The 23119-nt window shown below is 37.9% G+C and carries 26 protein-coding genes; 25 read left to right on the forward strand and 1 reads right to left on the reverse strand.

The features are described 5' to 3' along the window. Positions 1-53: 53 nt before the first annotated feature. The 7 genes from sleB to fni all read left to right on the forward strand — a co-directional run bounded on the left by sleB (position 54) and on the right by fni (position 6310). Positions 54-947, forward strand: coding sequence for a spore cortex-lytic enzyme (gene sleB / locus ABC255_RS09790; RefSeq protein ID WP_412993116.1), 894 nt, complete (start codon positions 54-56; stop codon positions 945-947). Between the two features lie 12 nt (positions 948-959). Next, the gene (gene ypeB, locus ABC255_RS09795; protein WP_412993118.1) at positions 960-2312 is read left to right on the forward strand and encodes a germination protein YpeB; all 1353 of its coding nucleotides are present in this window, start codon (positions 960-962) and stop codon (positions 2310-2312) included. 69 nt (positions 2313-2381) lie between these two features. Continuing rightward, the gene (locus ABC255_RS09800) at positions 2382-2558 is read left to right on the forward strand and encodes a YpfB family protein (RefSeq protein WP_179596437.1); all 177 of its coding nucleotides are present in this window, start codon (positions 2382-2384) and stop codon (positions 2556-2558) included. 154 nt (positions 2559-2712) lie between these two features. Further along, the gene (gene cmk, locus ABC255_RS09805) at positions 2713-3387 is read left to right on the forward strand and encodes a (d)CMP kinase (protein WP_412993119.1); all 675 of its coding nucleotides are present in this window, start codon (positions 2713-2715) and stop codon (positions 3385-3387) included. Positions 3388-3389: 2 nt separating this feature from the next. Continuing rightward, positions 3390-3971, forward strand: a complete 582-nt coding sequence (locus ABC255_RS09810) for a lysophospholipid acyltransferase family protein (RefSeq protein WP_412993121.1) — start codon at positions 3390-3392, stop codon at positions 3969-3971. Between the two features lie 128 nt (positions 3972-4099). Next, a complete protein-coding gene (gene rpsA, locus ABC255_RS09815) occupies positions 4100-5239 on the forward strand; it encodes a 30S ribosomal protein S1 (RefSeq protein WP_412993123.1) in 1140 nt (379 codons plus the stop codon). 12 nt (positions 5240-5251) lie between these two features. Beyond that, the gene (gene fni, locus ABC255_RS09820; RefSeq protein WP_412993125.1) at positions 5252-6310 is read left to right on the forward strand and encodes a type 2 isopentenyl-diphosphate Delta-isomerase; all 1059 of its coding nucleotides are present in this window, start codon (positions 5252-5254) and stop codon (positions 6308-6310) included. Between the two features lie 30 nt (positions 6311-6340). On the opposite strand, the gene ABC255_RS09825 is transcribed toward fni, so the two are convergent. Beyond that, positions 6341-6484, reverse strand: coding sequence for a YpzI family protein (locus tag ABC255_RS09825; RefSeq protein ID WP_095247280.1), 144 nt, complete (start codon positions 6482-6484; stop codon positions 6341-6343). A gap of 110 nt (positions 6485-6594) precedes the next feature. Between ABC255_RS09825 and ABC255_RS09830 the strand changes: the two genes are divergently transcribed. From ABC255_RS09830 to ABC255_RS09915, 18 genes are all read left to right on the forward strand, one after another. Next, positions 6595-7203 (forward strand): YphA family membrane protein, encoded by a 609-nt coding sequence (locus ABC255_RS09830; protein WP_412993126.1) that lies wholly within the window; start codon positions 6595-6597, stop codon positions 7201-7203. A gap of 195 nt (positions 7204-7398) precedes the next feature. Continuing rightward, on the forward strand, positions 7399-8709 hold the full coding sequence (gene der / locus ABC255_RS09835) for a ribosome biogenesis GTPase Der (RefSeq protein WP_335528633.1): 1311 nt from the start codon (positions 7399-7401) through the stop codon (positions 8707-8709). Between the two features lie 23 nt (positions 8710-8732). Continuing rightward, positions 8733-9788 carry an NAD(P)H-dependent glycerol-3-phosphate dehydrogenase gene (locus tag ABC255_RS09840; protein ID WP_412993128.1) on the forward strand — a complete coding sequence of 352 codons (1056 nt, stop codon included), beginning with the start codon at positions 8733-8735 and terminating at the stop codon, positions 9786-9788. A 539-nt stretch (positions 9789-10327) separates the two neighbouring features. Continuing rightward, entirely contained in the window at positions 10328-10513 is a 186-nt protein-coding gene (locus ABC255_RS09845; protein ID WP_307194636.1) for a DUF2768 domain-containing protein, read from the forward strand. 34 nt (positions 10514-10547) lie between these two features. Further along, positions 10548-11258: a hypothetical protein gene (locus ABC255_RS09850; RefSeq protein ID WP_412993130.1), complete on the forward strand. Its 711-nt coding sequence runs from the start codon at positions 10548-10550 to the stop codon at positions 11256-11258. Between the two features lie 326 nt (positions 11259-11584). Continuing rightward, the gene (gene spoIVA, locus ABC255_RS09855; protein ID WP_179596418.1) at positions 11585-13063 is read left to right on the forward strand and encodes a stage IV sporulation protein A; all 1479 of its coding nucleotides are present in this window, start codon (positions 11585-11587) and stop codon (positions 13061-13063) included. 363 nt (positions 13064-13426) lie between these two features. Next, positions 13427-13699 (forward strand): non-specific DNA-binding protein Hbs, encoded by a 273-nt coding sequence (gene hbs, locus ABC255_RS09860; protein WP_034676225.1) that lies wholly within the window; start codon positions 13427-13429, stop codon positions 13697-13699. A gap of 141 nt (positions 13700-13840) precedes the next feature. Next, positions 13841-14407: a GTP cyclohydrolase I FolE gene (folE, locus tag ABC255_RS09865; protein ID WP_412993132.1), complete on the forward strand. Its 567-nt coding sequence runs from the start codon at positions 13841-13843 to the stop codon at positions 14405-14407. Positions 14408-14419: 12 nt separating this feature from the next. Further along, the gene (gene mtrB / locus ABC255_RS09870; protein WP_335528653.1) at positions 14420-14656 is read left to right on the forward strand and encodes a trp RNA-binding attenuation protein MtrB; all 237 of its coding nucleotides are present in this window, start codon (positions 14420-14422) and stop codon (positions 14654-14656) included. Positions 14657-14809: 153 nt separating this feature from the next. Then, on the forward strand, positions 14810-15631 hold the full coding sequence (locus ABC255_RS09875; RefSeq protein ID WP_412993133.1) for a heptaprenyl diphosphate synthase component 1: 822 nt from the start codon (positions 14810-14812) through the stop codon (positions 15629-15631). Between the two features lie 4 nt (positions 15632-15635). After that, on the forward strand, positions 15636-16340 hold the full coding sequence (locus ABC255_RS09880) for a demethylmenaquinone methyltransferase (protein WP_412993135.1): 705 nt from the start codon (positions 15636-15638) through the stop codon (positions 16338-16340). 45 nt (positions 16341-16385) lie between these two features. Next, positions 16386-17348 (forward strand): heptaprenyl diphosphate synthase component II, encoded by a 963-nt coding sequence (gene hepT / locus ABC255_RS09885; protein ID WP_412993137.1) that lies wholly within the window; start codon positions 16386-16388, stop codon positions 17346-17348. A gap of 157 nt (positions 17349-17505) precedes the next feature. After that, positions 17506-17952 (forward strand): nucleoside-diphosphate kinase, encoded by a 447-nt coding sequence (gene ndk / locus ABC255_RS09890; protein ID WP_412993139.1) that lies wholly within the window; start codon positions 17506-17508, stop codon positions 17950-17952. A gap of 242 nt (positions 17953-18194) precedes the next feature. After that, the gene (gene aroC, locus ABC255_RS09895) at positions 18195-19367 is read left to right on the forward strand and encodes a chorismate synthase (protein WP_412998522.1); all 1173 of its coding nucleotides are present in this window, start codon (positions 18195-18197) and stop codon (positions 19365-19367) included. After that, complete coding sequence (aroB, locus tag ABC255_RS09900; protein WP_412993141.1) at positions 19367-20437, forward strand: 3-dehydroquinate synthase; 1071 nt, start codon at positions 19367-19369, stop codon at positions 20435-20437. The genes aroC and aroB overlap by 1 nt, the downstream gene beginning before the upstream one ends. A gap of 19 nt (positions 20438-20456) precedes the next feature. Continuing rightward, positions 20457-20831, forward strand: a complete 375-nt coding sequence (aroH, locus tag ABC255_RS09905; RefSeq protein ID WP_412993142.1) for a chorismate mutase — start codon at positions 20457-20459, stop codon at positions 20829-20831. A gap of 41 nt (positions 20832-20872) precedes the next feature. Continuing rightward, on the forward strand, positions 20873-21985 hold the full coding sequence (gene hisC / locus ABC255_RS09910; protein WP_412993143.1) for a histidinol-phosphate transaminase: 1113 nt from the start codon (positions 20873-20875) through the stop codon (positions 21983-21985). Positions 21986-21996: 11 nt separating this feature from the next. Continuing rightward, the gene (locus ABC255_RS09915; protein ID WP_412993145.1) at positions 21997-23106 is read left to right on the forward strand and encodes a prephenate dehydrogenase; all 1110 of its coding nucleotides are present in this window, start codon (positions 21997-21999) and stop codon (positions 23104-23106) included. Positions 23107-23119 lie beyond the last annotated feature (13 nt).

Here is a 23119-nt window from a genome sequence, read left to right on the forward strand (position 1 = left end):
GACAAAAAATAGGCTTACATCTAAAAAGATTTACAACTGGGGGTTACTTTACCATGAAGAAAAAAATCTTGAAATTGATTATTCCACTCCTATTCTCCCTTTGTATAATGCCATTTACATTTCTAGAGAACAACAGGGCATTTGCATTCTCTAACCAGGTTATCCAACAAGGTTCGGTTGGAGATGATGTTATCGAGCTTCAATCTAGACTTCAGTATTTGGGATTTTACAATAAGAAAATTGATGGAGTGTTCGGTTGGAGCACCTACTGGGCATTAAGGAATTTCCAGTATGAGTTTGGATTACCAATCGATGGTTTAGCAGGTACAGAAACAAAGGCAAAATTGGTCAAGGCAAGTAAATATAACAAACAATTTGTAAAGGAACAAATCAATAAAGGCAATAAATTTACACATTACGGTGGAGTAGACCAGAAAAAGCAGAGTGCACCACAGCCAAATGCACCGGCTAAAACTCCTGTCAAAACACCTGCTGTTAAAGCACCAGCTAAAACGGCTAGTCCAAAACCGGCTGCACCTGATCCAAAAGCAGCACCATCAAAACCAACTGCGGCTAATACTCCAGGTGGATTCTCAAGTAATGATATACAATTGATGGCTAATGCTGTTTATGGAGAATCGAGGGGTGAACCATATACAGGTCAAGTGGCAGTAGCTGCCGTTATCCTAAATAGGGTAAATAGCGCATCCTTTCCTAACACAGTATCAGGAGTTATTTTCGAACCCGGTGCTTTTACTGCCGTTGCTGATGGACAAATTTGGCTTACTCCGAATGAAACAGCTAAAAAAGCAGTTTTAGATGCGATTAATGGTATTGATCCTACTGGGAATGCCCTTTATTATTTTAATCCTGTAACAGCTACGAGCAAGTGGATTTGGTCAAGACCACAAATTAAACGAATTGGGAAACATATTTTTTGTGAATAGAGGGGTGATTGGATGATAAGAGGAATAATTATTGGTGTTCTAGCAGTGGGCGTGGCGGGTACAGCCTATTGGGGATATCAAGAACATCGAGAGAAAAATGCGATTTTAATAAATGCTGAAAATAATTATCAACGTGCTTTTCATGATCTTACCTATGGAATGGATTTACTTCACGATAAAATTGGAGCGACTCTTGCAATGAATTCTAGGCATTCTTTATCCCCATCACTCGTTGAAGTTTGGAGACTAACTTCTGAAGCACATAGTGATGTAGGACAGCTGCCGCTGACATTGCTTCCATTCAATAAAACGGAAGAATTTTTAGCTAAAATTGGGAAGTTTAGCTATCAAACTGCAGTAAGAGATTTAGAAAAGGAACCATTGTCAGAAGAGGAGTATGAAACCTTAAAGGTTTTATACAAGCAATCTGGTGATATTCAGAGTGAGTTGCGTAAAGTCCAGCACATGGTATTGGTAAATAACCTGCGCTGGATGGACGTTGAACTTGCATTAGCATCAGGAAAAGAACAAACCGACAATACGATCATCGATGGATTTAAAACCGTTGAAAAAACTGTATCTGGCTATGACGAAAGTGATTTTGGTCCAACTTTCGCTAACTTGCAAAAGAAAGATGATAATTTCAAGAAAATTAAAGGGAAAACCATTAGTGAAAAAGAAGCGATCAGCATCGCAAAAAAATACATGAAATTTGATGGGAATGCTGAGGTTAAAGTAACTGAGAATGGTAAAGGGTCAGATTACGGTTTTTATAGTATTTCAATAAGAAATGAAAAAACCGGTGAAGAAGGTAACATGGATATTACAAAGAAAGCCGGGTATCCTATATGGTTTATAAATCACAGAGAAGTAAACCAGCAGAAGATTAGCTTAAATGATGCAAATCTTAAGGCTGCAGCGTTTCTAAAGGAAAATGGTTATAAAAACCTAGAGTTATTTGAGAGTACTCAATATGATAATACAGGTGTATTTAATTTTGTTACCACTGAAAATAATATTAGAATTTATCCTGAGGCAATCAAAGTAGAAGTGGCGCTCGATAATGGCAGCGTAATCGGTTTCTCAGCGGAAGAGTATTTAAAAACATTAAATGATTCTAGAGAAATTGAAAAACCAGTGCTAACCAGTGAACAAGCTCGAGCAAAGGTAAACCCAAACTTTAAAGTAATGGAAGAGAGACAAGCTGTCATTGTGAACGATCTAAACAAAGAAGTACTTTGTTATGAATTCCTAGGAACTATTGGAGACGATACCTATAGAATCTTTATCAATGCTGTAGACGGTGTCGAAGAAGAAGTTGAAAAAATGAAAAATGCTGAAGAAGTCTACGATGAGGTTATCTAAGGTTAAGGTGTTGGAATAAAATTATGCCATCACTCCAATAATAGAAGTAATTGGAATTGGAGTGATGGTATGAAAATTGTAGAACGAATCTTAATAAAGGTAATTATTATCCAATTTATCTTTCTTTTTTTCGCTCAGCTATTCTTACATCAACTAGATATTTTTCCGCAATTAGAACAGTTAACAAAATACGAGGGTGTAAATGAAAATACATTTACCGAGATTCTACAAACCTTTAGTGATTAAAAAGCAGGATTCCTGCTTTTTTTTTATTCTCAAAATGGGAACAGTATAAAAAGAAAATCAAATATAATAATGCTAAAAAAAAGAGGCATTCAGCTTTCTTATGGTAAAATAAATAAGAGTGTATCAGACGAACATGAGTTACCTAGGAGGATTTATGGAAAAAAAACTATCAATTGCAATTGACGGACCTGCCGCAGCGGGAAAGAGTACAGTAGCAAAAGTTGTGGCAGAAAAGTTATCCTACATATATATTGATACCGGTGCAATGTATCGTGCCCTAACATATAAAGCACTGGTAAACAACCTTAACTTAGAAGATGAAAATTCACTATTAGACACTCTATTAGCAACAAAATTAGAGTTATTCCCTTCACCAAAGGGTCAATTGGTGTTTCTTGATAATCAAGAAGTAACAGAAGAAATTCGTTCAGCAACAGTTACAAATTCTGTTTCAATTGTAGCCAAGCATCAAAAGGTTCGTGAAGAAATGGTGAGAATGCAGCAATCCTTTGCGGTAAACGGAGGGGTTGTGATGGATGGCAGGGACATTGGGACACATGTGCTTCCAAATGCGGAAGTAAAGGTTTTCCTACTTGCAAGTGTGGAAGAAAGAGCGGTAAGACGACATACGGAAAATCTACAAAAAGGCTATCCTTCCAATTTAGAACAATTAAAGGAAGAAATTGCGCGTCGTGATAAAATAGATTCAGAACGTGAATTTGCACCATTAAAGAAAGCTGACGACGCAATTGTAATTGATACCACATCCTTGTCGATCCCCGAAGTAGTAGAAAAAATAATGTCTCTTGTGCATGAAAGGGTTGGGTAAGTGTGACGTTTTATTCGTTTGCAAGATCAGTTGTTGCTGGTGTTTTTAAACCGTGGTATCGAATTGAAGTTATTGGATTAGAGCATTTCCCTAAAGATCGCGGGGTTCTGCTTTGTACGAATCATATTCATAATTTTGATCCCCTGGTCGTTGGTATTACGGCACCTAGACCTGTCCATTTTATGGCAAAAGAGGAACTATTCAACGTTCCTATATTGGGTAATATCGTTAGAAAGTGCAATGCTTTCCCAGTAAAAAGGGGGAAAGGGGACAGGGAATCACTGAGAGCTGGTTTAAAGGTATTGAAGGACGGAAATGTGTTCGGGCTTTTTCCTGAAGGGACAAGAAGTAAAACAGGTGAAATCGGCAAAGGTCTATCGGGAGCGGGTTTTTTTGCCCTTAGAACAGAAGCAGATGTAGTCCCATGCGCCATAATTGGTCCCTACAAAACTTTGAGAACATTAAAGGTTGTTTATGGAAAGCCGATTGCAATGGAGGAAATGAGGGCGACCAGGGCCTCTGCGGAACAGGTGACTGAATTAATAATGTCAGAAATCCATAAACTTATTAAAGAGCACCGATAGGTTCTGCTTGACAAAATCCGCTAATTGTAAGAAGTTAATAAAAAGAGATTTTATTAGAATATTCACTCGTTTATCATTTTGATATTATATAATTTATTTAGCAGTAATTGGATTAAGGAGGAATACATATGTCGGAAGAAATGAACCAAGTAGAAGTGAAAAATTATACCATTGGTGATAAAGTCACTGGACAAGTTACCAAGGTAGAAGAAAAACAGGTTATTGTAAATATTCAGGATAGTAAACATGATGGTATTATCCCAATCAGTGAGCTTTCTAGCATTCATGTTGAAAAAGCCTCTGACGTTGTTTCTGAAGGCGATGAATTAGAACTTGAGGTATTAAAGGTTGAAGAAGATGCTCTTGTATTATCAAAAAGAAAAGTAGACGCCGAAAAGGCCTGGGTGAATCTAGAAAATCTTTTTAATAGTGGAGAAGTTTTTGAAACGGAAGTAAAGGATGTAGTAAAGGGAGGTCTTGTCGTTGATCTTGGCGTACGAGGCTTTGTACCTGCATCTTTAGTAGAATCTCATTTTGTCGAAGATTTTTCAGATTATAAAGGTAAAAATCTAACTTTTAAGATTGTTGAGCTTGATAAAGAGAAAAGTCGTCTTATCCTTTCACACCGTGCAGTGGTGGAAGAAGAAAAGGGGAAACATAAGAAAAACCTCCTTAACTCGATAACTCCTGGATCAATAATTGATGGAACAGTTCAAAGAATTACAGATTTTGGAGCATTCGTTGATATTGGCGGTATCGATGGCCTTGTTCATATTTCTCAATTATCATATCAACATATTGAAAAACCATCAGATGTAGTGCAAGAAGGTCAGAAAGTAAAAGTTAAGGTTCTAAATGTAGATCGTGATAATGAAAGAATTTCTTTATCTATTAAAGAAACACAGCCAGGACCATGGTCTGATATAGCTGACAAAGCACCTAAGGGCAGCACTGTAACAGGAACAGTCAAAAGATTGGTTTCTTATGGTGCGTTTGTAGAAGTTTTCCCTGGCGTTGAAGGCCTTGTTCATATCTCACAAATAGCTCATAAGCATATTGGTACACCACATGAGGTATTGAAAGAAGGGCAAGAGGTGCAGGTGAAAGTATTAGACTCGAACGAACAGGAGCAGAGACTTTCACTAAGTATCAAAGATCTTCTTGAAAAAGATGTGGAAGAAAATTTTGATTACGAACTTCCAGAGGAATCAAAAGGATTCCAGCTTGGTGAAATGATTGGCGACAAATTAAAGAATCTGGGAAAATAATGGTGATATGAAGTGTCTAGATCTGAACGAAAATGGGATCATATTCGCTATGCTCTAGAAACTGGGCAAAAGCGATCAACAGCATTTGATGATGTTCAATTTATTCATCAAAGTTTACCAAACGTGAATGTTTCAGATGTCACCTTTCAGCAAAAAATTGGCGAACTTTCTTTAAGTTCGCCAATTTTTATCAATGCTATGACAGGTGGCGGTGGTGAGAAAACCTATAACCTTAACAAGCAGCTGGCTATTGTGGCAAAGGAAGCGGGGCTTGCTATGGCAGTGGGGTCACAAATGTCGGCACTGAAAGATAATTCTGAGATTTATACCTATGAAGTAGTACGAAAAGAAAACCCATCTGGAGTTTTAATTGCTAATTTAGGGAGTGAAGCAATTCCTGATCAAGCAAAAAAGGCTATAGATATGATTGAGGCCAATGCCCTGCAGGTGCATTTAAATGTAATCCAGGAACTGACGATGCCGGAAGGGGACCGGGAATTTTTTGGCGCTCTAAAGAGAATAGAAGCAATTGTAAAAGAGGTAAACGTTCCTGTTATAGTGAAAGAAGTAGGCTTTGGTATGAGTAAAGAAACGGTTGAGTCTCTTTTATCTATAGGGGTTTCAATTGTGGACATCGGCGGTTTTGGTGGAACAAATTTCGCTGAAATAGAAAACAAACGCAATGAAAAATCTCAAGCTTTCTTTAATCAATGGGGAATTCCCACAGCCATCTCTATTTCTGAAGCCTCAAATGCCTCTAAATCGATTTCAATCATTGGTTCTGGCGGTGTTACCTCTAGTGATGAACTTGCTAAAGGAATAGCTTTAGGAGCTAGTGCGATTGGCTTTGCAGGCTCTTTCTTAAGAATCCTCGTTGAACAGGGCATAGAGGCTCTATATGAAGAAATCTCGGCACTTCATGATGAGTTAACAATCATTATGACAGCTTTAGGAGCAAAATCTATTCCAGAACTGCAAAGAGCGCCATTGATGATATCTGGTCAAATGCACCATTGGTTAACTCAAAGGGGAATTGATACAAAAACATACAGCCAGCGAACTATAAAATAAGCTCCCGCAGCCAGCGGGAGCTTATTTTTGTCAGCTATACTTATTATCGTTTAATCCACGTGCCTCTTCTGGGCTTTGAAGCTTCGTTGCTCCAGGATAGTGTAACGCCTGGTCGCGATCTGATTCAACCTTTCCACTGGCTTTTAACTTTTTTTCTTGTCGATCCTTTCCCATTTCTCCACACCTCCTACTATTAACATGATTTTCTTGAGGAAAGATTATTCAAGGAAGTATGAAACTACATAAAGAATACCGATAATGGAGATAGTAGGAGGTGTGCGTTGATGGAAGGTTCAATGTTTTATTGGATATTTTGGTTATTTTGGGTATATATAACCTTTTTTATGACCAAGCAAAATCCTTATCGTACAAAATTAGCAACCGTCATTTTAGTTTTGATTATCCTTTCAAATTTAGATTTTATGTTTATGGGCTTCGAGTTTCATGCTAGTGGATTATTTATGCTGCTATTATCTTATATTATTCTTAGTAAGAAAAAGCTGGGTTCATTGCTGTATGCCTTTATTTGTTCATTCATTGTAACGATTGCCTTCGTTACTTTTAACTTATTTGTTATTTTTGATCCCGTCTGGGTTGTTTTTCAAAAGGAATGGATGATGGGAATATGCTTTAGCTGCCTAGCAATCTTTTTACAAACTTCTCTAAAAGACAGATTGTTAATGATTGTAATTGGTACAATGCAAGGAGAAATCCTTTATGCCTTTTATCTGCGTAAATTTGATTTTTCTAATCCGATTGGTACCATGGCATACCTTGATGCTTTTTCGTTAATTACAATATTATTGGTAAGTTGGAGCATACTAGAAAATGCAGGAACATTCTTTCAAAACCATTTTCATTTTTTGGAGAAGGGCAAGCAAAAATCTTCCTAAAATAATTCTTCCATGTTTTAGATTGCGGTAAAGGACTAACATTGCTAAAATAATATGGTTAGACCCTTCTCTTCAAAGAAGGGTTTCTTTATCATTAGTACGCAATTGCTTAATTATATAAATTGAGTTTCTCTGCTTTAACGATAATAATAACAAAATATTGATAATCATATGAATGAAAGGATGGCGATTATAATGGTAAAACCTGTTATAGCCATTGTAGGAAGACCAAATGTAGGGAAATCAACTATTTTCAACAGAATTGTTGGAGAGAGAATTTCCATCGTTGAGGATATTCCAGGAGTGACGCGTGATCGAATTTATAGCTCTGGAGAATGGTTAACTCATGATTTTAATGTAATTGATACGGGTGGAATTGATATTGGTGATGAACCGTTTCTCGAGCAAATCCGTCAGCAGGCCGAAGTAGCTATTGATGAGGCAGATGTTATCATTTTTTTAACAAATGGCAGAGAAGGGGTAACGGCTGCAGACGAAGAAGTAGCAAAGATTTTATACAAGTCAAAAAAACCAATCGTATTAGCTGTTAATAAAATTGATAATCCTGAAATGCGCGAACAAATCTATGATTTTTATGCTTTAGGATTCGGTGAACCTATACCAGTATCCGGCTCTCATGGTCTTGGATTGGGTGATCTTCTTGATGAAGCAGCTAAACATTTCCCTAAGAATAAGGGACAGGACTATGGTGCAGATGTCATTAAATTTTCTTTAATAGGCCGACCTAATGTTGGGAAGTCGTCATTGGTGAATGCAATTTTGGGTGAAGATCGTGTCATTGTAAGCGATATTGCAGGTACAACAAGAGATGCTGTCGATTCTCCTTATACATATAATGGCGATAAGTATGTCATTATTGATACGGCTGGAATGCGGAAAAAAGGAAAAGTCTATGAGAGTACCGAAAAATATAGTGTACTCCGTGCCTTAAGGGCAATAGAACGGTCCGATGTTGTTTTAGTTGTCATTAATGCAGAAGAAGGAATCATTGAACAGGATAAGAAAATTGCAGGATATGCTCATGAAGCTGGCAGGGCAATTGTTATTGTAGTCAACAAATGGGATGCTGTTGAAAAAGATGAAAAAACAATGAAGGAACTTGAACAAAAAATTAGAGAGCATTTTCTCTACTTAAGTTATGCTCCGATTGTTTTCTTGTCTGCAAAGACGAAAAAACGTATTCATACTCTACTGCCAATGATTAATACAGCTAGTGAAAACCATGCAATGCGTGTCGAAACAAGTGTGTTAAATGATATAATTATGGATGCGGTAGCCATGAATCCAACACCAACGGATAAAGGTCGTCGATTAAAAATTTATTACACCACACAAGTAGCTGTTAAACCGCCAACCTTTGTTGTTTTTGTTAACGAACCAGAATTAATGCATTTCTCTTATGAGCGCTTCTTAGAAAATCGAATCCGGGAAGCATTTGGATTCGAGGGAACCCCGATAAAAATTTATGCGAGAGAAAGAAAATAATTTTACGGTGGGAGTGATTTAAAATGCAGGAAAAAAAAGAAGCTGTAGCCGTTATTGGTGCCGGCAGCTGGGGAACTGCACTTGCGATGGTCCTTGCAGACAATGAACATGAAGTCAGGTTGTGGAGCCATAATGAAACCCAAGTTCATGAAATCAATCAGTTCCATACAAATAAGAAATACTTGCCAGAAATCAGTCTACCTGAATTAATTGTTGGTTATGCATCATTAAGTGACGCATTAGCCGGAATCAAAACGGTGATATTAGCGGTACCAACGAAAGCGATTCGTGAAGTACTTGGGAAAATACGTACAGTTCAAAACTCACCATTGACCATTGCACATGTTAGTAAAGGGATTGAGCCTGATTCCCTTTTGAGAATATCGGAACTGATAGAAGAAGAAATGCCAAGTGAGCTTTTAAAAGCAGTGGTTGTCCTCTCAGGTCCAAGCCATGCCGAGGAAGTTAGCTTGAGACACCCGACAACTGTAACGGTTTCGTCAGGAAATATGGATGCTGCTGAAGAAATACAGGATTTGTTTATTAACCATAATTTTCGAGTCTATACCAATCCTGATGTTATAGGGGTTGAAATTGGTGGAGCATTAAAGAATATCATTGCTTTGGCTGCCGGAATAACGGACGGGCTAGGATATGGTGATAATGCGAAAGCTGCTTTAATAACTCGAGGATTAGCTGAAATAGCGCGACTTGGAACAAAAATGGGAGCTAACCCTTTGACGTTTTCCGGGTTAGCGGGAATAGGGGATTTAATTGTAACTTGTACAAGCGTCCATTCAAGGAACTGGAGGGCGGGAAATCTACTTGGTAAAGGGAAAAACCTTGATGAGGTTCTCGAGAATATGGGAATGGTTGTTGAAGGAGTAAGGACAACGAAAGCAGCTTATCAGCTTGCCAAAAAGTATAATGTCAGCATGCCGATTACTTTTGCTCTATATGATGTTTTATTTAATGGGAAAAATGCAAAAGATGCAGTTGATGTATTAATGGCACGTGGGAAAACCCATGAAATGGAAGATTTAGTAAATATTCTCGAAGAAAGAAACCTCGAAGATTAAATATTGTGCATTTTTCTATAAAAATAGGCATTCACCTGAGTGCGTTTCCCCCCATAGTTGCATACAATGCAAGCGAAGCACACGTGTAGTATGAACCTAAATGTTTGGGTTATTTAGTCACTAAGACTGAAGTAAGGAACTCGCCCCTCTTTACCTCAGTTTTTTTATGTTGTAGGCTGTGTTGATTTGTGCTCCAAGCACTTCGCTTTCCGCAGGCGTTGCGGTGAGCATGTCTAGCTACAGCGCCTAGCCCCTCGAGTCGCTTCGGTCCTGACGATGAAGTCAAAGAGCGACTTCAACGCCAGGCCCTCCAGCGCTAGTCGGGGCTGGACAAGGCGCTTCCGCTTTTCCTTCTCCTCGGCGCTAGCGCCTGTGGGGTCTCTCCTGCTCCGTACTCCTGCAGGAGTCTTCGTGCCTTCCGCACAAATCAACACGTTATCTAAACAAGAATTCCTTCTTTCTTTTATTTAAAAAACAAAAGTTTTTATGAAAGAACCATCCTTATGTTATAATAGCTTTCGGAATAAGGGGGTGTCCTGATGTCACCAGGTATGTTGAAAATGTGGATATCGATTGCTGGAATGGGAATTATGTTCCTTGCTATTATTACAATTTATTTGAGCCGTTATAAGTTAACAGGAATCCTAAAGTTTTTTACTGCAGTCCTTGCTTACATTTTTCTAATCATTTCGGGAATCACGTTAGTTATTGTCCTTTTTACATAATACAGACAGAAAAAAAGAAAAAATAGGTGATTGTATGAATTGGAAGGCTGTTTTCACATTGATCGTTCTAACTTCTTTGTTTTTATCCGGATGTATGTATCCTTCTGAGAAGTTAGCGGAGAATCAAATCCCATATACAGACCAAATCGCTGCCGTTCAGCAAGCGGTAAATTCTTTTAAGGAGGATAATGGCGGAATCTTGCCGATAAAAACAAGAGATGCAGTGACTCCAATCTATCAAAAATATCCAATTGAATTTAAAAAAATTGCTCCCAAATATATCTCTGAGCCTCCAGGAAACGCTTTTGAAAGTGGTGGGATATTTCAATATGTTCTTGTAGATGTAGAAACCAACCCAACGGTAAAACTATTAGACTTGAGAATGGCTGATACCATTCGTGATATTAATATTAGAATAAAATCCAATGGTTTCCCGCCATATAAAGAAAAACTTGCTGAAAATCTATATACAATTGATTTTAACGAATTGGGGTATAAGCAGGAGCCATACGCCATTAGTCCATACTCTAATCAGAATCTCCCGTTTGTAGTAACGACAGATGCAGAGGTCTACGTCGATTACCGACAAGATTTATTTCAAGAACTGAAAAAAACGGATAAGAAGGTAATACCAGGTGAGGACATTCGCAATATTCTTTTGGAAGATTCAATGTTTGTTCCCGCGTATTCTTTACCGTATACAGTGGACCCTGAGACTAACGAACCAGTTTTTTTAAAGCAATAAGTAATATCAAATAGTCATAACCCTTCTCCTTCGAAATATATTGTAGGAGAAGGGTTTTTTTTGGGCAAACAATTGCCATATTCCAATCAGGTTAAAGACATACGGTTTAGGAGTCTCTCCCGTGTTACTTTACCATAAACCCTCATTCAATCAACTGTTCAGACACAACAGATACTAGCATATTCAAGGAATAAATAGTTAAGGGGGTAAAAATATTTTTAAAAACTGTCATAAGAATGTAGGACAACGTCATAAATATATATTGTCCAAAAATATCTTGATGGATAATATTATCCCACTTTACTCTATGATCGGGAGGGGATCACTTGGAAAAGGTTGATATTTTCAAAGATATTGCCGAAAGAACCGGCGGTGATATTTATTTAGGAGTAGTAGGTGCTGTAAGAACAGGAAAATCCACATTTATTAAGAAATTTATGGAGCTTGTGGTTTTACCCAATATAGACAACGAAGCAGAGAGATCTAGAACCGTGGATGAGCTTCCTCAAAGTGCTGCAGGAAAAACAATCATGACAACTGAGCCCAAGTTCGTTCCGAATCAAGCTGCTAGTGTCCATGTTGACGAAGGACTTAATGTTAATATTAGACTGGTTGATTGTGTCGGTTACACGGTTCCAGGTGCTAAAGGGTATGAGGATGAAAATGGTCCAAGGATGATTACGACTCCTTGGTATGAAGAGCCGATTCCATTCCATGAAGCTGCTGAAATTGGAACTAGAAAAGTCATTCAGGAGCATTCTACGATTGGTGTAGTGGTGACTACTGACGGCACAATTGGTGAAATACCAAGAAGTAATTATATCGAAGCTGAGGAAAGAGTGATAAACGAGCTTAAGGAAGTTGGCAAACCGTTTATAATGGTCGTTAATAGCGCTCAGCCATATCACCCAAGCACAGAAACACTTAGATCCAGCCTGGCGGAAAAGTATGACATTCCTGTGCTGGCAATGAGTGTTGAAAGCATGCGTGACAGTGATGTACTTAACGTTCTCAGAGAGGCCCTTTACGAATTTCCAGTGCTTGAGGTTAATGTTAATCTCCCTAGCTGGGTAATGGTCCTGAGAGAGAATCACTGGCTGCGTGAAAGCTACCAGGAAGCAGTGAAAGAAACGGTCAAAGATATCAAGAGATTAAGAGATGTTGACCGCGTCGTGCAACAATTTAGCGACTTTGACTACATTGAGAGGGCGGGTTTAGCCGGAATTGAAATGGGTCAAGGAGTTGCGGAAATCGACTTATTTGCTCCAGACGAACTTTACGATGATATCTTAAAAGAAATCGTCGGAGTAGAAATTAGGGGTAAAGACCATCTCCTTGAGCTTATGCAGGATTTTGCACATGCCAAAGCGGAATATGACCATATTTCTGATGCGTTAAGAATGGTGAAGCAGACTGGTTACGGTATTGCATCACCATCACTTTCAGATATGAGCCTTGAAGAGCCTGAAATTATCCGTCAAGGTGCGAGGTTTGGAGTAAGGCTGCGAGCAGTAGCTCCGTCGATTCACATGATTAAGGTTGATGTTGAATCTGAGTTTGCTCCAATTATCGGAACAGAAAAGCAAAGTGAAGAGCTAGTTCGGTACTTAATGCAGGATTTCGAGGATGATCCACTGTCCATCTGGAATTCAGATATTTTTGGACGTAGTTTAAGCTCCATCGTTCGGGAAGGTATTCAAGCAAAACTATCCTTAATGCCAGAGAATGCGAGATATAAACTAAAAGAAACATTAGAGAGAATCATAAATGAAGGATCAGGCGGTTTAATTGCAATAATTCTTTAGTCTGCGGAGACTCCAATTAGGAGTCTTTTTTCTGTTTTTACAAAAAACAACAACCCCGTTAGTCAAAAAAAGGAGAAATTTGTAGAAATGAAGAAAAGATTACCATTATTTCATGAATTATTCTTGATAAGCGTAAATGATTGTGATAATCTTTTAACAGACTCACGTCTAGTGCTTAAAACCTTTATATCATAAGGTTTTTTATTAAAAAAGTAGTTTAAAATATCAAAAACAGTAATTTTTGATTACTTTGCCAATAAAACCGCGCTATGACGTATAGAAATAAGAAAAATTGTTTAGAAATGTAGATAAGTAATCTTATTTACGATTCTTAACTTACATTATTGGGAGGAGGTGAATAGCATGAACAAGACAGAACTAATTAACGCAGTTGCAGAAGCAAGCGAGCTTTCTAAAAAAGACGCTACAAAAGCAGTTGATGCTGTTTTTGATTCAATTCTAGATGCTTTAAAAAATGGTGATAAGGTCCAATTAATCGGTTTTGGTAACTTTGAAGTACGCGAACGTGCAGCACGTAAAGGTCGTAATCCTCAAACTGGTGAGGAAATCGAAATTGGTGCAAGCAAAGTTCCTGCTTTCAAACCAGGTAAAGCGCTTAAAGATGCAGTAAAATAATTACATAAATTTATTGCTTCGGCAAAAAGGTCATGGTAAAACTCCATGACCTTTTTTCTATGTAACTTTGAACATATCTACGGTTGTGCTAATATGTATTTGTCATATATACTTGTTTGATACATAGTAGGGGGAATAGGCATGACTGAAGTAAATCGCACCCAGATTGAGGAAGCGGTGCGTTTAATATTAATGGCGATAGGTGAAGACCCGAGCAGAGAAGGTCTACTTGATACGCCGAAACGAGTAGCAAAAATGTATGAAGAGGTCTTTAGTGGATTGAATGAAGATCCGAAAAAACATTTCGAAACCATATTCAGTGAAGACCATGAAGAATTAGTTCTGGTAAAGGATATCCCATTCTATTCCATGTGTGAGCATCATCTTGTACCTTTCTTTGGAAAAGCACATGTAGCATATATTCCTAAAAATGGGCGCGTAACAGGATTGAGTAAATTAGCAAGGGCAGTGGAAGCTGTCGCTAAGAGACCTCAGCTGCAAGAGAGAATTACATCTACCATTGCTGATAGTATGATGGAAAAATTAGACCCTCATGGAGTAATGGTGGTTGTTGAGGCAGAGCATATGTGTATGACGATGCGCGGGGTAAAAAAACCTGGTTCTAAGACAGTAACAACAGCAGTTCGGGGTAATCTTGCAAATGATCCCATTGCTCGATCTGAAATACTATCGTTAATTAAGAATTAATGGGGTGATACTATGGAAAAAAGACAACCACAAAATAGTGAATTTGTTGTAATAAAAGCAATTGATGATGGCGTTAATGTAATAGGATTGACAAGAGGAACAGATACAAAATTTCATCATTCTGAAAAGCTTGATAAAGGGGAAGTATTAATTGCCCAGTTCACCGAACATACCTCGGCCATTAAGATCAGGGGAAATGCAAAAATAATGACGCATTTCGGTGAAATGGAAAGTGAAATGAAGAAATAGGGATAAATGTTCTTTCAGTCATTCTTCTTTCCTTACGGTAGAAATGTATTTATTTTGTGAAATTCTGCCCATACATACGCTTTTATGATATAATTGTCACTGCCTTGTTAACATAAAAGGATGTAATAAATATATTAATTCGGGGAAGCAAGGGTGATTAAATTGCCAGACATTCGACAAAAGTTTACAGACATAAAGGAGCAAGTTGAGCAAAAAGTATTTCATCCGTACTTGCTAAAATATATTGAGACGCCTGTAATTGATGAAGATAAACTGCTTATTCTTGTATCCATTATGGATCGACTCGAATTGTCTTACAATGAGATAAAAAATTATGCGATGACAACGATGCTTATTCAGATTGCCCTTGATACCCATGAGCATATATCTAATGCTCATGTGGATGAAATAAATAGACAATTAACGGTCCTAGCTGGTGATTATTATAGCGGATTGTATTATAAACTATTGGCAGATTCAGAAGATATTAACATGATAAAGGAACTATCCAAAGGGGTAAAACAGGTTAATGAACATAAAGTTTCCGTATATCAGAAAGAACTTAATGGTATTGATAGCTTAATGACAAGTATTAAGCGGATCGAAAGCTCACTGCTTGTGAAATTCTCTGAATGCTTTAAAGTGGACCTATGGAATGAGTTTATTGGAAACTTATTTTTTTTCAAGCGCTTGCTCCAAGAAAAGGAATTATTTATCCAGGCGGGAAACAGCTTAGTGTTTGAAATCCTAAAAGAATTTACAATTCCAAATAAAAATTTATCAATAAAAAATCTATCAGATAAGCAGCAGAGAGATTTGCTTGTGATTTGTGATCGATACCTTGATTCTTCAAAACAATTCCTATTAAAAGGACTAAGTCAGCTGCCATATTTAAATGAGATGCTTGAAGCAAGAATTATTTCGATCATAAATGAACATCAACCATTGGCGAATACTTTAGTGGAAGAAGGGTAAGCGTATGCAGCAATCTAAGGAACAACGAGTTCATAAGGTCTTTGAAAAAATTTCTGATAACTACGATAAAATGAACTCAGTAATTAGTTTTCAGCAGCACATCAAATGGCGTAAAGATACGATGAAAAGAATGGATGTTAAGCCAGGTTCGAAAACGCTTGATGTATGTTGTGGAACAGGTGACTGGACGATTGCCCTAGCTGAGGCTGTTGGCCCTTCTGGTGAGGTTAATGGATTAGATTTTAGTCAAAATATGCTAAATGTAGGGATAGAAAAAGTAAAGAATCTGGGACTAAAACAGGTTAAGTTAATACATGGTAATGCCATGGAGCTTCCTTTCCCTGATAACAGCTTTGACTATGTGACTATAGGGTTTGGTTTGAGGAATGTACCTGATTACCTTCAAGTATTAAAAGAAATGCACCGGGTTGTAAAACCAGGAGGTATTGCAGTATGCCTGGAAACATCCCAGCCTACCTTAATTGGGTATAAACAGTTATTTTATTTTTATTTTAAATTTATCATGCCTTTGTTCGGCAAATTATTTGCAAAAAGTTATCAAGAATATTCCTGGCTTCAGGAATCTGCCCGAGATTTCCCTGGTATGAAAGAATTAGCGAGAATGTTTGAAACTGCTGGCTTTAAAGATGTTTATTATAAACCTTACAGTGGTGGAGCAGCTGCAGTTCATATTGGTTATAAAAAGTAAGTTGTAAATAGACATGTAAACAGGACGAAAAGCTGGTGAATACAAATGAAATTAAAGATGATGTATTCATTTTTGAATTCAGATATAAATACAATCGAAAAAACGTTAGAGGAGACCATTCAGGCGGATTCTCTTCTTTTGAAACGGGCTTCTTTACATACCCTGCAGGCAGGGGGTAAAAGAATTCGGCCTGTTTTTGTTTTATTGGCTGGAAAGTTTGGTCAATATGATATCAATGTCATGAAGAATGTTGCTGTTGCTCTTGAGCTGATCCACATGGCTTCCTTAGTACATGATGATGTTATTGACGATGCGGATTTGCGAAGAGGTCAGCCAACTGTTAAGGCAAAATGGGACAATAAAACAGCCATGTATACGGGTGATTTTATCTTTGCGCTATCACTGGAACTCATGACTGACATTAATAAGCCTTTAGCTCATAAAATATTAGCTAATACTATTGTTGAGGTTAGCATTGGGGAAATTCAACAGATAAAGGACAAGTATCGTTTTAATCAAAATCTTCGGGATTATTTAAGAAGAATCAAACGAAAGACGGCTTTGCTAATTTCTGCAAGCTGCCAATTAGGTGCTATTGCTGCTGATGTAGAAGAGTCTATACATCAAAAACTATACCTATTTGGTTATTATGTTGGAATGTCTTTTCAAATCATAGATGATATTTTGGATTTTACCTCATCAGAGGAGGAACTGGGAAAGCCTGCAGGCAGTGATTTACTTCAGGGGAATATTACAGCTCCTGCTCTCTATGCAATGGAAAATGAAACAATTCGCTTGGAGATTGAAAAGGTCCACCAGGATATGGAACCAGCTCAAATTCAAAAGATTATCAGGCTTATTAAAGAGTCCGACGCAATTGAAAAGTCAATCGCATTAAGTGATATGTACTTGGATAAGGCGCTGGCGGTGCTAGAAGGGCTTCCGGCTAATAAGGCCAAAAAGACACTGCGAGATATCGCAAAATTTATAGGGCGTCGTAAATATTAGAGGAAAGAGAGTAAAACAATCGTTTTCTCTCTTTTTTTTTGCCTTTTGGCAGTATGAAGGCGCTTTCGACTTGCGAAATATTCAAAAAAATGTTAACATCTTGATGGATTGTCCTGCAATGGCAATTATTATACATACTATATTAGGAGTGGAATTTATGGAAAAAACATTTTTAATGGTGAAGCCTGATGGTGTTCAGCGTAATCTAATCGGAGAAATCGTTGCTCGTTTTGAAAAAAAAGGCTTCCAATTAGTTGGCGCTAAATTAATGAGCATCCCGACTGAACTTGCCGAGGAGCACTATGGTGAGCATAAAGAACGTCCATTCTTTGGTGAATTAGTAGATTTCATTACATCTGGTCCTGTTTTTGCTATGGTTTGGCAAGGTGAAAATGTTATTGCTAATGCACGTCAAATGATGGGCTCAACTAATCCTAAAGATGCAGCCCCAGGAACAATCCGCGGCGATTTTGGCTTAACTGTTGGTAAGAATGTTATTCACGGTTCGGATTCACCCGCAAGTGCAGAGCGTGAAATTGGATTGTTTTTTAAAGATGGCGGCGTTGTAGAATACTCTAAACTAGTTAACGAATGGATTTACTAAGTTAGATATAAGAGGCACTTGTATAGCATATACAGGTGCCTTTTTGTATGCGTATACAATTGAAAAAATAAAAATATTTTAGAAACAATAGTGTACAAATAGAGTATCTGTTATTATCATTAGATAAATAATCATCAAAGCAATTTATGCTATTTTCAGATAATTATACTAGGTTTATTAGTCTGTTTATGGTATATTTATAAAAATCCTTTAATGAGTTGAAGGGGGAAAGTGTAATGGGAATGAGATATTTAACAGCTGGAGAATCACACGGTCCACAATTAACGACAATACTAGAGGGACTTCCAGCAGGGATGCCATTAGTAGCTGAAGATATAAATACTGAACTTGCAAGACGTCAGCAGGGGTATGGACGCGGTAGAAGAATGCAGATAGAAAAAGATACTGTCGAAATTTTATCAGGAGTTCGACATGGACAAACACTTGGCTCTCCGATTGCTTTAGTAGTAAAGAACAATGATTGGAAGCATTGGACAAAAATTATGGGAGCTGACCCATTAGAAGAGGGACAAGAGGATGAGGTCAAACGAAAAATAACCCGGCCAAGACCTGGACATGCAGATTTAAATGGAGCGATAAAATACGGTCATCGGGATATGAGAAATGTCCTAGAACGTTCATCTGCCCGGGAAACAACAGTAAGAGTAGCAGCAGGTGCAGTTGCAAAGCAGCTATTATCTTTAGTTGGCGTTACACTCGTTTCTCATGTGGTTGAGATTGGCGGTATAAAGGCAAATACTGATTTTCATTTATCAATTGAAGAATTAAAGCAAAGGACAGAGCTTTCACCTGTACGCTGTGCTGACCCAGAAATAGAACAGGACATGATGAATGCGATAGACAATGCTAAAAAGAATGGTGATTCTATCGGCGGAGTTGTCGAAGTAATTGCAGCGGGTATGCCTGCTGGTGTGGGCAGCTATGTTCAGTATGATAGAAAATTAGATGCAAAGCTGGCAGCAGCGATTGTGAGCATCAATGCATTTAAAGGAGTAGAGTTTGGCATCGGCTTTGAGGCAGCAAGAAAGCCAGGAAGCGAAGTACATGATGAGATCGTTTGGGATCAAGAAAATGGTTATACTCGAAAGACAAATCGTCTAGGCGGTTTTGAAGGTGGTATGACTACGGGGATGCCAATTGTCGTTCGCGGAGTAATGAAGCCAATTCCAACCCTCTATAAGCCTCTCATGAGCGTTGATATCGATTCTAAGGAGCCGTTTTCGGCAAGTGTTGAACGTTCAGACAGCTGTGCTGTTCCTGCAGCAGCAGTGGTGGCAGAAAATGTTGTCGCATGGGAACTTGCTAATTCGCTCATAGAACAATTTAATAGTGATCGCTTTGAAACATTCGCAGCCGAAATTAAACGCCAGCGTGAATACGCGAGGGAATTTTAATGGAGACCATTCAAGTTCAAACGAGCTCCAAAAGCTATAAGGTATTTGTTGGCGAAGGAATAAGAAGTGAAATCAGTAAATTTTTAAATAAACATTTTGCAAATCTGACTAGAATATTAATTATTACAGATGAAACGGTTGCGAAATTACATCTTGATAAACTAGTACCACTCTTGTCAGAATGGGAACCAGTTATTTTTACTGCTCCTAGTGGTGAAAAAGCTAAAACGTTTGAGGTTTACTATGAAGCATTATCCGTAGCATTAGAAAACCGCCTGGACCGAAAATCTGTTATTCTTGCATTTGGCGGTGGTGCAGTAGGGGACTTAGCAGGTTTTGTTGCAGCGTCTTTTATGAGGGGAATACCATTTTTTCAAGTTCCTACAACCATTCTCGCGCATGATAGTGCAGTTGGCGGAAAAGTGGCCATTAATCATCCTTTAGGAAAAAATATGATTGGAGCTTTCCATCAGCCTGAGGCGGTCTTTTATGACCTTGAACTACTCAATACGCTTCCTGAGCAAGAGATTCGTTCTGGTTTTGCAGAGGTAATTAAACATGCCCTTATTTATGATGGTGACTTTTATCAATGGTTAAAGACAGAAATTCATCATCTTAATGCCTTAACCTCTGAACAATTATTTGAATCACTAACAAAAGGGATTAAAATTAAAAATGAATTTGTGTCAAAGGATGAAAAAGAGACGGGAATCCGTGCTTTCTTAAATTTTGGTCATACACTAGGACATGCGATTGAATCAGAAATGGGATATGGTAATTTCACACACGGTGAAGCAGTAATGATTGGAATGATTTTCGCTTTAAAGCTTAGTAATGAGGTTTCAGGGTTATCCTTTGAAACAGATGAATTTATTTCATGGGTTAAAGGACTTGGGTATCAAACAGAGATACCAGGGCAACTTTCGCTTGAGCGGCTGTTGCTAAAAATGAAGCAAGATAAGAAATCAGCCGGTGGAACCGTAAATTTTGTTTTATTAGAGCAAATTGGGAAACCAAAACTTCAAGAGATTTCGGATGAATTTTTATTAGAAAAGATCAAGAATTTCTAAAAACAAGGGGGAGCTTTTCATGATTAGAGGGGTGAGGGGGGCAATCACCGTTGATTGCAATTCCGAAGAAGTAATCATGTCAGCAACAGAAGAGCTTTTAAAACAGGTGATCGAAGGAAACAACATTCTTCCAGAGCAGGTTGCTTCTGTTTTTATTTCAACTACTGATGACCTAAACGCTGCTTTCCCAGCAAGAGCACTGCGGAAATTTCCTGGCTGGACATACGTACCAGTTATGTGTATGAAAGAATTGGCTGTGCCAAATTCTCTGCCATTGTGCGTAAGAGTTATGCTGCATGTAAATACGGCAGTACCACAGGAAGAAATTGTTCATGTTTATTTAGGAGGGGCAAAGGTATTACGACCTGATTTAGGCAATACCCTGGCTAAATAGACAGAAATTAATAAATCATTATCAGGATGGAGTGGAGATAAATGAGATGGAAAAAGCAGTTATTAACACTGACTCCTTATCAGCCAGGAAAATCAATCGAGTCAGTTAAAAAACAATATAAATTAGATCAGATTGTTAAACTTGCATCAAATGAAAATCCATTTGGGTGTTCTACTAAAGTGCTTTCTGCCTTGCAAAGTCTGCAGCCAGGTTTTGCTATTTATCCAGATGGGTATATGACCAGCTTAAGGGAATCGGTAGCTTCTTTTTTAAAAGTAAACCTAGATGAGCTGATATTTGGTAATGGGTCAGATAATATTATTCAAATCATATCAAGGTCACTGCTGCACCCAGGTGCAAATACGGTGATGGCAACACCATCCTTCTCTCAATACAAACATAATGCAGTGATAGAGGGAGCAGAGATTAGGGAAATCCCATTACTTGATGGTCAACATGATTTAGAAAAAATGTATGCTGCGATTGATGATAATACCAATGTCGTCTGGGTTTGCAGTCCTAATAATCCGACAGGTACATATGTCTCAAAAAATAAACTAATTACATTTTTAGATAAAGTTCCAGCACATGTTTTAGTAGTGTTGGATGAAGCTTATTATGAATACGTTTTTGCAGATGATTATTATGATTCAATTGAATTAACAAGAACTTATACAAATTTAATTGTGTTACGAACTTTCTCGAAAATATACGGTCTTGCTTCTCTAAGGGTTGGCTATGGTGTTGCAAATCGTTCTATTATTCAAGCTTTGGAACCTGCAAGAGAACCTTTTAATGTTAATTCATTTGGCCAGGTGGCTGCACAAGCTGCACTTTCTGACCAAGAGTTTGTCCAAGCTTGTAAAGAGAAAAACAGACAAGGTTTGACTCAATTTTATGATTTCTGCGAACGACACAATCTTGAGTTTTATCCTTCTCAAACAAATTTCGTTTTAATAGATATCAATGCTGATGCCAATCAAGGATTTCAATATTTATTAGAAAAAGGCTATATCGTTAGATCCGGTAAAGCTTTAGGATTCCCTACTTCTTTAAGGATCACAGTTGGCTCTTCTGACCAAAATGAAGGTGTACTAAATGCATTAGGAGAATTCTTGACTAAACAAAATACAGAGAAGCTCAGTAAAAACTAGGGGGACTACCAATGAAAGGCCGAGTTTTTGTTATTGGGCTTGGGTTAATTGGCGGTTCTTTAGCTTTATGTATTAAGAAAGAACATAAAGATGCTATCATAACGGGCTATGATATTCATCCAGAACAAGCTAGACTTGGAAAAATGCTAGGTGTTATTGATGAAGTAGCTGATGATATCGTAGAAGGTGCTAAAACCGCAGATTTAATTATTATTTCCGCACCAGTAATCGAGACGGAAACAATCATCCAATTATTATCAGAGCAATCGTTAAACCCAGAGGTAATCATTACGGACACTGGTAGTACAAAAAGTAAAATTGTTGCTAATGCGGCATGCCTAAAGAAAAAAGGTTACACCTTTATTGGGGGCCATCCGATGGCTGGTTCCCATAAAAGTGGTGTATCTGCTGCAAAAGAAATTCTATTTGAAAATGCTTTTTATCTATTTACGCCAGAGGACCATATTGAAAACTCAAAGGTGGAAAGATTAAAGGAATGGCTCAAAGGGACAAATGCAAAATTTTTAACTGTTAGTCCTGATAACCATGATTATTTAACGGGAATTGTTAGTCATTTCCCTCATATCATTGCTGCGTCGATTGTCCGCCAAACAGAAAGGTTAGCGGAAGGTGAGAGTCTGATTCCACGTTTAGCAGCTGGAGGGTTTAGAGATATTACTAGAATTGCTTCCTCCAGCCCAGGAATGTGGAAGGATATATTACTGCATAATCGTGAGGTTTTAATAGAGCTAATCGATAAATGGAAGGAAGAAATGGATTGGGTTAAGGTGTTACTGGACCAAGAAGATAGTGAGGGTATATATCGCTATTTTCTGCAGGCAAAACAATACCGTGATGGTCTCCCTGTAAGAGAAAAGGGAGCAATTCCTGCATTTTACGATTTATTTGTCGATGTTCCAGATTATCCTGGTGTTATTTCTGAGGTTACAGGATACTTAGCAAAAGAAAATATTAGTATTACGAACATCCGCATCCTAGAAACTAGAGAAGACGAAATTTATGGAGTATTAGTTATTAGTTTTCAAACAGAAGAGGACCGCGGGCGGGCGCAAAAGTGTATTCATGCCTGCTCAAGCTATGCTACCTCGATTGGAACATAATTTGATTTGGATA

The sequence above is a fragment of the Neobacillus canaveralius genome (assembly GCF_047237705.1).
Taxonomy (GTDB): Bacteria; Bacillota; Bacilli; order Bacillales; family Cytobacillaceae; genus Neobacillus; species Neobacillus niacini_K.

Excerpts from the sequence above, each read along its gene's own strand:
- sleB (WP_412993116.1), top strand. The coding sequence starts at position 54 with ATGAAGAAAAAAATCTTGAAATTGATTATTCCACTCCTATTCTCCCTT.
- ypeB (WP_412993118.1), top strand. The coding sequence starts at position 960 with ATGATAAGAGGAATAATTATTGGTGTTCTAGCAGTGGGCGTGGCGGGT.
- ABC255_RS09800 (WP_179596437.1), top strand. The coding sequence starts at position 2,382 with ATGAAAATTGTAGAACGAATCTTAATAAAGGTAATTATTATCCAATTT.
- cmk (WP_412993119.1), top strand. The coding sequence starts at position 2,713 with ATGGAAAAAAAACTATCAATTGCAATTGACGGACCTGCCGCAGCGGGA.
- rpsA (WP_412993123.1), top strand. The coding sequence starts at position 4,100 with ATGTCGGAAGAAATGAACCAAGTAGAAGTGAAAAATTATACCATTGGT.
- ABC255_RS09825 (WP_095247280.1), bottom strand. The coding sequence starts at position 6,484 with ATGGGAAAGGATCGACAAGAAAAAAAGTTAAAAGCCAGTGGAAAGGTT.
- ABC255_RS09830 (WP_412993126.1), top strand. The coding sequence starts at position 6,595 with ATGGAAGGTTCAATGTTTTATTGGATATTTTGGTTATTTTGGGTATAT.
- der (WP_335528633.1), top strand. The coding sequence starts at position 7,399 with ATGGTAAAACCTGTTATAGCCATTGTAGGAAGACCAAATGTAGGGAAA.
- ABC255_RS09840 (WP_412993128.1), top strand. The coding sequence starts at position 8,733 with ATGCAGGAAAAAAAAGAAGCTGTAGCCGTTATTGGTGCCGGCAGCTGG.
- ABC255_RS09845 (WP_307194636.1), top strand. The coding sequence starts at position 10,328 with ATGTCACCAGGTATGTTGAAAATGTGGATATCGATTGCTGGAATGGGA.
- ABC255_RS09850 (WP_412993130.1), top strand. The coding sequence starts at position 10,548 with ATGAATTGGAAGGCTGTTTTCACATTGATCGTTCTAACTTCTTTGTTT.
- hbs (WP_034676225.1), top strand. The coding sequence starts at position 13,427 with ATGAACAAGACAGAACTAATTAACGCAGTTGCAGAAGCAAGCGAGCTT.
- folE (WP_412993132.1), top strand. The coding sequence starts at position 13,841 with ATGACTGAAGTAAATCGCACCCAGATTGAGGAAGCGGTGCGTTTAATA.
- mtrB (WP_335528653.1), top strand. The coding sequence starts at position 14,420 with ATGGAAAAAAGACAACCACAAAATAGTGAATTTGTTGTAATAAAAGCA.
- ABC255_RS09880 (WP_412993135.1), top strand. The coding sequence starts at position 15,636 with ATGCAGCAATCTAAGGAACAACGAGTTCATAAGGTCTTTGAAAAAATT.
- hepT (WP_412993137.1), top strand. The coding sequence starts at position 16,386 with ATGAAATTAAAGATGATGTATTCATTTTTGAATTCAGATATAAATACA.
- ndk (WP_412993139.1), top strand. The coding sequence starts at position 17,506 with ATGGAAAAAACATTTTTAATGGTGAAGCCTGATGGTGTTCAGCGTAAT.
- aroC (WP_412998522.1), top strand. The coding sequence starts at position 18,195 with ATGAGATATTTAACAGCTGGAGAATCACACGGTCCACAATTAACGACA.
- aroB (WP_412993141.1), top strand. The coding sequence starts at position 19,367 with ATGGAGACCATTCAAGTTCAAACGAGCTCCAAAAGCTATAAGGTATTT.
- aroH (WP_412993142.1), top strand. The coding sequence starts at position 20,457 with ATGATTAGAGGGGTGAGGGGGGCAATCACCGTTGATTGCAATTCCGAA.
- hisC (WP_412993143.1), top strand. The coding sequence starts at position 20,873 with ATGAGATGGAAAAAGCAGTTATTAACACTGACTCCTTATCAGCCAGGA.
- ABC255_RS09915 (WP_412993145.1), top strand. The coding sequence starts at position 21,997 with ATGAAAGGCCGAGTTTTTGTTATTGGGCTTGGGTTAATTGGCGGTTCT.